This window comes from Halorubrum persicum, from assembly GCF_002727125.1.
Lineage (GTDB): Archaea > Halobacteriota > Halobacteria > Halobacteriales > Haloferacaceae > Halorubrum > Halorubrum persicum.
In genome coordinates this window covers 1-7,680 of the sequence record NZ_NHOA01000128.1, presented here as the reverse complement: position 1 = coordinate 7,680, position 7,680 = coordinate 1, and the positions used below count along the sequence as shown (strand labels likewise).

Annotated in this window: 5 protein-coding genes; 2 read left to right on the top strand and 3 right to left on the bottom strand. The window is 51.6% G+C overall.

The annotated features are described in order from the left end of the window. Nucleotides 1-249: 249 nt before the first annotated feature. Nucleotides 250-1,299, top strand: a complete 1,050-nt coding sequence (locus tag DJ69_RS13915) for an RNA-guided endonuclease TnpB family protein (RefSeq protein ID WP_099256150.1) — start codon at nucleotides 250-252, stop codon at nucleotides 1,297-1,299. Between the two features lie 865 nt (nucleotides 1,300-2,164). On the opposite strand, the gene DJ69_RS18930 is transcribed toward DJ69_RS13915, so the two are convergent. The 3 genes from DJ69_RS18930 to DJ69_RS13880 all read right to left on the bottom strand — a co-directional run bounded on the left by DJ69_RS18930 (nucleotide 2,165) and on the right by DJ69_RS13880 (nucleotide 6,889). Beyond that, on the bottom strand, nucleotides 2,165-2,941 hold the full coding sequence (locus DJ69_RS18930) for a restriction endonuclease (RefSeq protein WP_245851707.1): 777 nt from the start codon (nucleotides 2,939-2,941) through the stop codon (nucleotides 2,165-2,167). A gap of 361 nt (nucleotides 2,942-3,302) precedes the next feature. Next, the gene (locus DJ69_RS13890) at nucleotides 3,303-4,538 is read right to left on the bottom strand and encodes a glycosyltransferase family 2 protein (RefSeq protein ID WP_099256149.1); all 1,236 of its coding nucleotides are present in this window, start codon (nucleotides 4,536-4,538) and stop codon (nucleotides 3,303-3,305) included. Between the two features lie 644 nt (nucleotides 4,539-5,182). Further along, nucleotides 5,183-6,889 (bottom strand): DUF262 domain-containing protein, encoded by a 1,707-nt coding sequence (locus tag DJ69_RS13880; RefSeq protein WP_099256148.1) that lies wholly within the window; start codon nucleotides 6,887-6,889, stop codon nucleotides 5,183-5,185. A gap of 357 nt (nucleotides 6,890-7,246) precedes the next feature. On the opposite strand from DJ69_RS13880, the gene DJ69_RS13875 reads away from it, so the two are divergent. Continuing rightward, nucleotides 7,247-7,585, top strand: coding sequence for a hypothetical protein (locus tag DJ69_RS13875; RefSeq protein WP_099256147.1), 339 nt, complete (start codon nucleotides 7,247-7,249; stop codon nucleotides 7,583-7,585). Nucleotides 7,586-7,680 lie beyond the last annotated feature (95 nt).

The following is a 7,680-nucleotide window of genomic DNA, read 5'->3' as shown; positions in this document are numbered from 1 at the left end:
TGTGCTACACAAGAGCGCTCGTGAATCTACTTTCTCCAGATTGGTTTACCACTCTCATTCTCCGATACTCTCGCTAAATTCGTGAAACGGTGGTGGGTGTATCTCCGATAACGGTTACGGAGAATCAAGGAGAAAGCCCCGTGCTTTAGCGCGGGGATGAATCCGACACTACCTTTCACGAACCACCGACGATAGCACGGCCTGATATTCCAATAGTTTCTTAAGTTCGACCACTCAATTACAGTTGTAATGGTCACGGTGACTGTCACCGCGAAGTTCCACAACCCATCCCTCTCACGGAGGAAAGAGTGGCAACAGGGCACTCGCCTCTACCGTGACACCAAGCAATTCTGTATCGACGGGTGGGAGAACGGCGACTTCGGCAAGTCCGTGACCACAGCCAGCATTGACAACGGCCTCTACTCGGCCATTCAGAACCAAGCCATTCGAGAGGCGAAATCCGACCACAACAAGGACGGAGAGGTTCGCTATCAAGAGAGCCAGCCGTTCGCTGTCAACAACCAGAATTGGGAAATCGACACGACTGAGAACGGTACTGTCGTCGTCGGCTTCCCGTGCGTCTCTCAATGGTGGTACACGCCTATCGAAGTGTACGACGACATCGCCGACCCCGTAGACCGGCTGGTCGAGGGTGACGCGAAAAAGACGCGACTTCAAGTGTACCGCCGTGGTGACGACTGGTACTGTACGTTCAACGCCGAGTACGACACCGACACGTCTGGTGAGACGCCCGTTGGTGTCGATATTGGTGAACGTCACATCCTTGCTGTGACCGCCTATGGTGAAGACGAATCGATGCTGGTGTCGGGTGGTGAGGCGAAGTTCGTTCGACGCAAATATCGTTCCCTACGCGATTCGCTTTCGGAAGCGGGTGCGCTTCGCGCACGTAACCGTGTGGGTGACAAAGAACAGCGCCGAATCAAAGACCTGAATCACAAACTCTCCCGTCGCCTCATCACGTTCGCGGAACAGTTCGAGAACCCCGTCATTCGGATGGAAAACCTCGAAGGTATCCGCGAGAACAGTTCGTGGTCGGGCGTTCACTCGTGGCACTTCCACCAACTCCAACAGTTCATCACGTACAAAGCCGAACGTGCGGGTGTTCGTGTCGAGAAGGTCGATACGTACCACACAAGTCAGCGGTGTTCGGTGTGTGGTTCGATGGGAACCCGTGATGGCGACCACTTTTTGTGTTCGGAGTGCGGTCGGGGACGACACGCCGACCTGAACGCTTCGGAGAATATCGCACAACGGGAGGGTGAACCATGCACGGGCTAACGTTTCGGGCGAGCCGAACCGTGCTACCTCGCTGGGTGAATAGCCAGCCGTCGTTGACGCCCGCTGTATGCGGGGAGGAAGGCCCAATTGACAGGGCTACACGCGCTGTAACGCACACCGTTGGTCACAACTCGGTGGCAACCTTCGACGGGTCACGCGAACGCGTACTTGAACCCCGAGGAAACGCGCAACCTGAATATCCACTTCGTGGAATCCTTGCCCTTTAGGGCGGGGAGGATGTCAATAATCACAGCGACTGGCGGCACTGACTCCGTAGTGTAAAACTAGATTGCCGCCCAAGAGAACCCTGTTCCCGACAAGTGTATACTCGAGGTGACATTCGACGTTCGGTAGTTAGCTAACGGGATGCTGTGATTAACCAACAATGATAACAAAACCCGAAGCATGTTGGTTAAGATCGCTCACTCTCATACAAAACTGCCCAAAAGACCCATCGCTAACGGAGTCTGTTGTTTCACTTGAAGCAGTGGTGTGTGAGCTCAATAACTGGCATAGATCGGGTCTGACTCACCACCGTTTCCGCAGCTCTCGTTGACGAGTAATCGCGGGAACCCTCACACCACCATTTCCGAAGCTATTCACTAGAAAACAAGCGGACTACGAAAGAGGGGACGTAATCAGGATGAGGTCGGATCGACCCAATTTATTCTTTCCCTCTCGGTAGTTGAACGATATCTCCGAGGGATCGAACCAATTGGATCCCGTTCTCGTAGTCAGTCGTCACCCGATACCCTTCTTCATCCTGCTCAACGGCCCCTACGCTTGGATGCGCGAGTAGTTGGAGGGCGGATCGAACCTCTTCGGTTGTTGGGATATCGTCCGAGTCTTCCATGCCTACAACGATCTACCGGACGTCTTCCGCTGTCTCTACGGCCCCGTCAGCACGCTCAAGAGCTCGGATGACCGCAAGCAGAGTTTCTCCAGCATCGATCCGGTCCTGGATGTACTCATCGAGAAGATCGAGTCTGTCGTCTTGGAAAGCCCCAGAGCGTGTCAAGAGGGCCAGTATCTCCTCGGGTGGGACGGCATACTCGTCCCGGCGATCGAGGAGCTCGACGAGGTCGTCGACGGCGATTGTTGTCAGCTCGGTCGTCTCGGCATTATCAATCACCTTCGGGGCGAAGCCTGGAGCAACCACGATGGCGTGATCGGCTCCACGCTGTCGTCGGTGTTTGTATACGTTGGTGACCTCTAGCGAGTTGACCCGCCCATTCCCTCGGGCCTTCACTTCGACAACGACGTGTTCGGGAGATCGGATCTCCACGTCGGTGTCACCCCCTCCTTCGATCCAGTCGGCGGCACAGCCCAGCTGAGAGAAGGCCTTTGCAACGAGTTTCTCAAACTCCTCGTGGGCGTTCCCATCTGTGCTGGCCGCTTGGAGCTGGTCGGCGAGGTCGGGGGTTGGTCCGTCGTCCTCATCGTCGACGGGGTGAACACGTTCGCCGGCATCGGTCAGGTCGGCAATAGCGGTCTCGACTGACTCCTCGCTAGAGAGTTGGTTAAGGCGCTTGTCAGCGACCCGGGTGAATCCCTGTGGGCGGTAGGTCTTGTCATAGCCAACGAGTTCGTTGAATTCCTCAATGTCGACGTCGACTTCCTCAATATCGGTGAGGAATGTCATGTACTCCCACGGGCTTTCCTCGTTCCAGCGACCGTGTTCAACGCTTTCTCTCCAGAGATACTCCGCAAGGTCGGGGTCGTGTCGGAGTTGGAGGACTTGCCCCCTCGCGACGAACGCGCCATCGTGGTAGACGAGCGCGATGTCGTTGCGTTCGACGTTCCGCCATGTCCCGTCTACTGAGGTCCCCCAGACGTGGACGAGATCGTCGTCAGATGTTGTCCGAAACAGTTTGAGATGTTTTCTCTATTGAAACCATTAGAAACTGATAAGATCTGCGTGCGAGATACAGATTCTCCTTCTCCTCTGAGCATTGCTATTGCTAGAAAATCTTCAGACCGTAGGTGGGATAGATACGTCCCGATCAACCATCGTCAGTAAAGATCCCTTCTTCGAATTCATCATCAGACTCGCGGAGAAGTCGGTCAGTCCCCTCGTGCTCAGCGAGTGCCCCCTGATTAAGATCGTTAGCTTGCTCGATAACGTCAGCAGTGACTTTTTCTGTTACTTCGAAGTTCTCGACTGGGCTAACGACACCCCAGAGTGCCCCGACTGAGTGGAGGATAACTGCCAACGGTGTGAGAATTAAGAATATTGGCCACAGAATCGGATGCTTCCGATAGGCAACCACGCCAAACAGCATATACACGAACAAGATCCCTAAAAGAGCTGTAGAGAGCAGCGAATACAGACCTATCCCGGGAGCGGTCCCGGGCAACAGGTACGATGAGATAGCCAACAACGGCACAAACGGTGAGAACGCCCACGCAATGACTCGAGTGAAATATAGTGGCCGGTATAGTGGTGGAAGTAAGTAATCATCACCGACTGTGCCGGACATCCACCGCCGCCGTTGTTTGATCATCGATTTTAGCGATGGTGGAGCTTGATTCCGAAACCGAGCATCGATTAACTGGTAGGTCAGATCACGGTTTTTTGCCGCCCGCCAGATCAGATTCGTGTCTTCGGTGATCGTGGCTACATCCCATCCGACTTCTTGTTCAATCTCACGGCGGATTGCGAAGCCTCCACCCCACGCGTATAGAGGATACGATAGGCGATGAAATCCGAGCTGTTCAAACTGATACCCCGTACGAAACACTTCACAGAGATACGTGAGTCGTGAACCGGTGTATATCGGCTTCTCTGTGAACTGAATGAAATCAGCATCCGGAAGGCCCGTGAGCCCCGTAACGAGCGTATCTTCGTCTAGATAGAGGAGATATTCCTTATCAGCATCGACGTTTCTTCGTGCCCATTCGACGGCCCGACCTTTGTTAGTCGCGTTACAATCAAAATCATCGGGAACAACATGGACTTGAGCACCGTCGATATTGATGTCTGCTTCGGCGATAACACGCACGTCTGCGATACCGTCGGGGAGTGCGTTGACGGTCTGTTGGACGACAGGCTCAGCATCAATCGTCAGTACGCGAACTTGGATATCATCAAGCCCCCAAACTTCCTCACTGTTTTGCCCCCATCCACGTGAAAGGACAGTCACCTCAACGACCCACCACAGCGACGAGAGACCGTAGACGAGCAGTGCTGTCCACAAGAATATGGCTAACAGCCCCTGTAGCGATACTATGTCGGTCACATTACGTGATTACGGCAGAATCTATTAAGGACATGGTAATCACTTCGTTACTATTCGGTAATGGATTACTACTGGGGTAGGCTTGTTCATCCAGCCAGTCGATAAACGATTTGTGCGACATGTTCAGCACCTCTCAAAGAATATGTCACCGAGTGAGTGTTTCAATAGAGCTAGATATTTGTTATTGAGATAGGACTCAATATCCTCAATTGGGTGCCCATCTCTCACCTATTGAATATTTCAACAGAGCCACAAAAGTGTATCAGAATAGGTCAAATCCGAAGCTAAGGACCAACCTAGGCGGTGGTTGTGTTGGGATTAGTCACGAACGTATTGTATCACCATGAAGATGAACGCGGCTATGAGTCCGAGGATTATCTCCGGCCCAAACCAACTGATGAACGCGTTAACGAGCATACTCATGCTCCGGTTATAGAAGGGTTCGAAGATAATATAAAAACGCGAGCGCCTGGACTAGCAATTCGGTATCAATTCGTCCGGAACCGGCTCTACCATGCCGGCCTCCAGACGACCCTCCGAAAGCACGAACACTTCCGTACAATTTGATCTTGTCAATTCACAGAATGCCGCTATTCGCTCCCCTTCCTCAGGAACAGTAGGTCTGAACAATCCTCAGCTGGCGGTTAGGCATCCAAGTTCCAAATTTGAACCATCGCATTCGCTAATTCAGAAGTTCGTTGCTCGATCTCGTCAGTCCCCCAGCTGTCGTAGTCCTCACATAGCTGCTGGTTCATATTGAGTTTTGACTCAGCATATGCCTCTTTCTTTTTTTCAAACGGATCAGCACCAATTGAGATATTCTTGTCTGTCTCAAGCAGTGTGAGGTTGCCGAGCTTATCTCGGAACTGTTCAAATTGAGCTTCGGTAGTACCGAGTGTGGAGGGCCAGGCACTGTATTTTTTTGCTGTGAAAGAGGCTCTTGGCGCAATGTGCTCCCGATCTAGTTCATCAAGATTCACTTCTGCGCCGTCGTAATAGTCCATCTCAAGTCGTTTGAGGATATAGCTCGTCCGCTCGTTTAGTCGCACTCGCTTATTCTCAATTGACGCAATGAACTCCTCGTCGCTGGGGCACCGATCTGAGAGCCCACTGTAGATCTCGCGGATCGAATTTTCTTTCTCAAAGGCTTCAGAGCAAATCCGGGAGTAGATCCGGTCGAGTTCTCCACCAGTCGGATAGCTGGATACCTTCCAGCGCATCAGGAAGCTTTCGAGGAGAAGTAGACTTTCCATTACTTTGTTTGCCGTATTATATTCCTCAAAAACACGAAGCATGAGCGTTCTCGCTTGGACGGAGTTGATGATCTCTAAATCATCGAGCTTGGAATTGATTGCCTTGTTTCCCGCGGCGTCGTACATGTCAATTTTGTGATTAAGAATTTTTGCGTAGAGCTCTGCCTTATCAGCCAGCTCCGAAACGTACTCATTCAACGAGATTCCCGCGTCGGGAAGCTTTGAGTCGACAATCTTCTGGTACTCATCGTATAATTTGTAGTCAGAGACGTCGCCATCGTAATTGGGTTCTGACGCGGACATAATGTAATGTCGGAAGAACCGACTGGGTTGGCTCATATTCGGCATGAGTGTCTTGATGAGTCGCTCCCAGTCGTTCTGTACCTGCTCGTAGTCTATCTCCGAATCGGGGGCACTGGCAGCCTTACTAAACGTATAGTTTTTCATCAGATCGACAGATGAGAGTTCCATTCCCCGATCGTTCAGTGTCTCGAACAAGCGGAACGCAGACTGCTCCCCTTCACAACGGATCGATACAAGCGTAACTGACGCTAAGAGCCGCTTTCTCAAATCATCTAGTTTCTCAGTATCCAAATCATCGAGCTTGTTCGCATAGAACTGGACAGCTTCACGCAGTTGTCCTTCATCCATCTTCTCGTATTTTCGCTCGATCACCTTCTCTAGGTTGGGGTTATCGAACGTACTAAGCGTGAGATTCTGGTACTCGTTCAAATCAAGATCTTGCTTCTTGAGATACTTGTTTTCGATATCCTCAGCCTGCCCTGACTCACCTAACTCGTAGTACTTCTCCCGCATCAACGACAGAAGGACAGTGATTGTTGCGATTCGCTGCTGGCCGTCAACAATCTCCAGTTTGTTCAATTCATTCAAGCCACTTGAGCGCTCGATGAGAACAATTGAACCCAAAAAGTGCGTTGAGTCAGGTCGAATTGAGTTCAGATCAGCCCATAATGCCCCCCATTGTTCTTCCTGCCACGAGTAGCGTCGCTGGTAGTCTGGAACAGTGTAACGGTAGTTCCGGGTAAGAACCTGTTCGACCGTATCTTCAGTCGCAGAGAGTCCAATCCCGTTCGGCATGTCTGAGAGATTTCATTTGGGTATAAATAAAATACTGTGTAATCCCTGTGCTGCCATCAGATTCAGAGCCGCTTCGACTATTCTCGATCTGTTACATAAGAATTGGTCGCGGATTTTGTGAACAAAATTGAAAACACTTCTTACAGATCTGCCGCGCTACCGAGTGGGAAGAATTAGCGCAATAATCACGACCAGAAGTGGGTTACTGTGAGTTGTCTCTCCCTACCCACCACGAATTTAAATAGCCCTTCCACAAACCAACAAAAGAACACTCATGCGCCGTAATGGATCCACTTTCACCGTGAATTGCCAATTACTAACACACCTAGTGAACTAGGATCAAATACGAGAACGCTGATGTCCACTTCGTCTATCCAGAGCAGACGAGACCTCTTCGACGTCTTCCAGCACACCATCGAGGGTACGTACGACGAGTTGGTGGAAGAACAAGAATTGCAACCCGGGCAGACAATGCTCAAGACCTTCCTCATTGAGTCCAATGTCACTCCGGAGGAACTCCACGAGAGAGTGGACATAACAGAGGCTCGCGAGGTAGACTTCGACTTACAAGAACTCATCATCCAACGCAACGCTACCAAGTACACCTTTTTCCTCGATCACGAGGACTCTCGATTCTGGACGCTCTACACTCTCGAAGAATCTCAGTACCTCACAAAGCACCGCCGGTTAGCCTGACTTGAGTTACCTGTTCTGCCGTGATGAGTCGTCGATAGCGGTTGAACAACACGGATTGATCGAGGAGCTGTCGCTGTCGGCGGCGCTCAGCCGCC

Coding starts and splice junctions, on each gene's coding strand:
- DJ69_RS18930 (WP_245851707.1), bottom strand. CDS start 2,941: ATGACATTCCTCACCGATATTGAGGAAGTCGACGTCGACATTGAGGAA.
- DJ69_RS13875 (WP_099256147.1), top strand. CDS start 7,247: ATGTCCACTTCGTCTATCCAGAGCAGACGAGACCTCTTCGACGTCTTC.
- DJ69_RS13915 (WP_099256150.1), top strand. CDS start 250: ATGGTCACGGTGACTGTCACCGCGAAGTTCCACAACCCATCCCTCTCA.
- DJ69_RS13880 (WP_099256148.1), bottom strand. CDS start 6,889: ATGCCGAACGGGATTGGACTCTCTGCGACTGAAGATACGGTCGAACAG.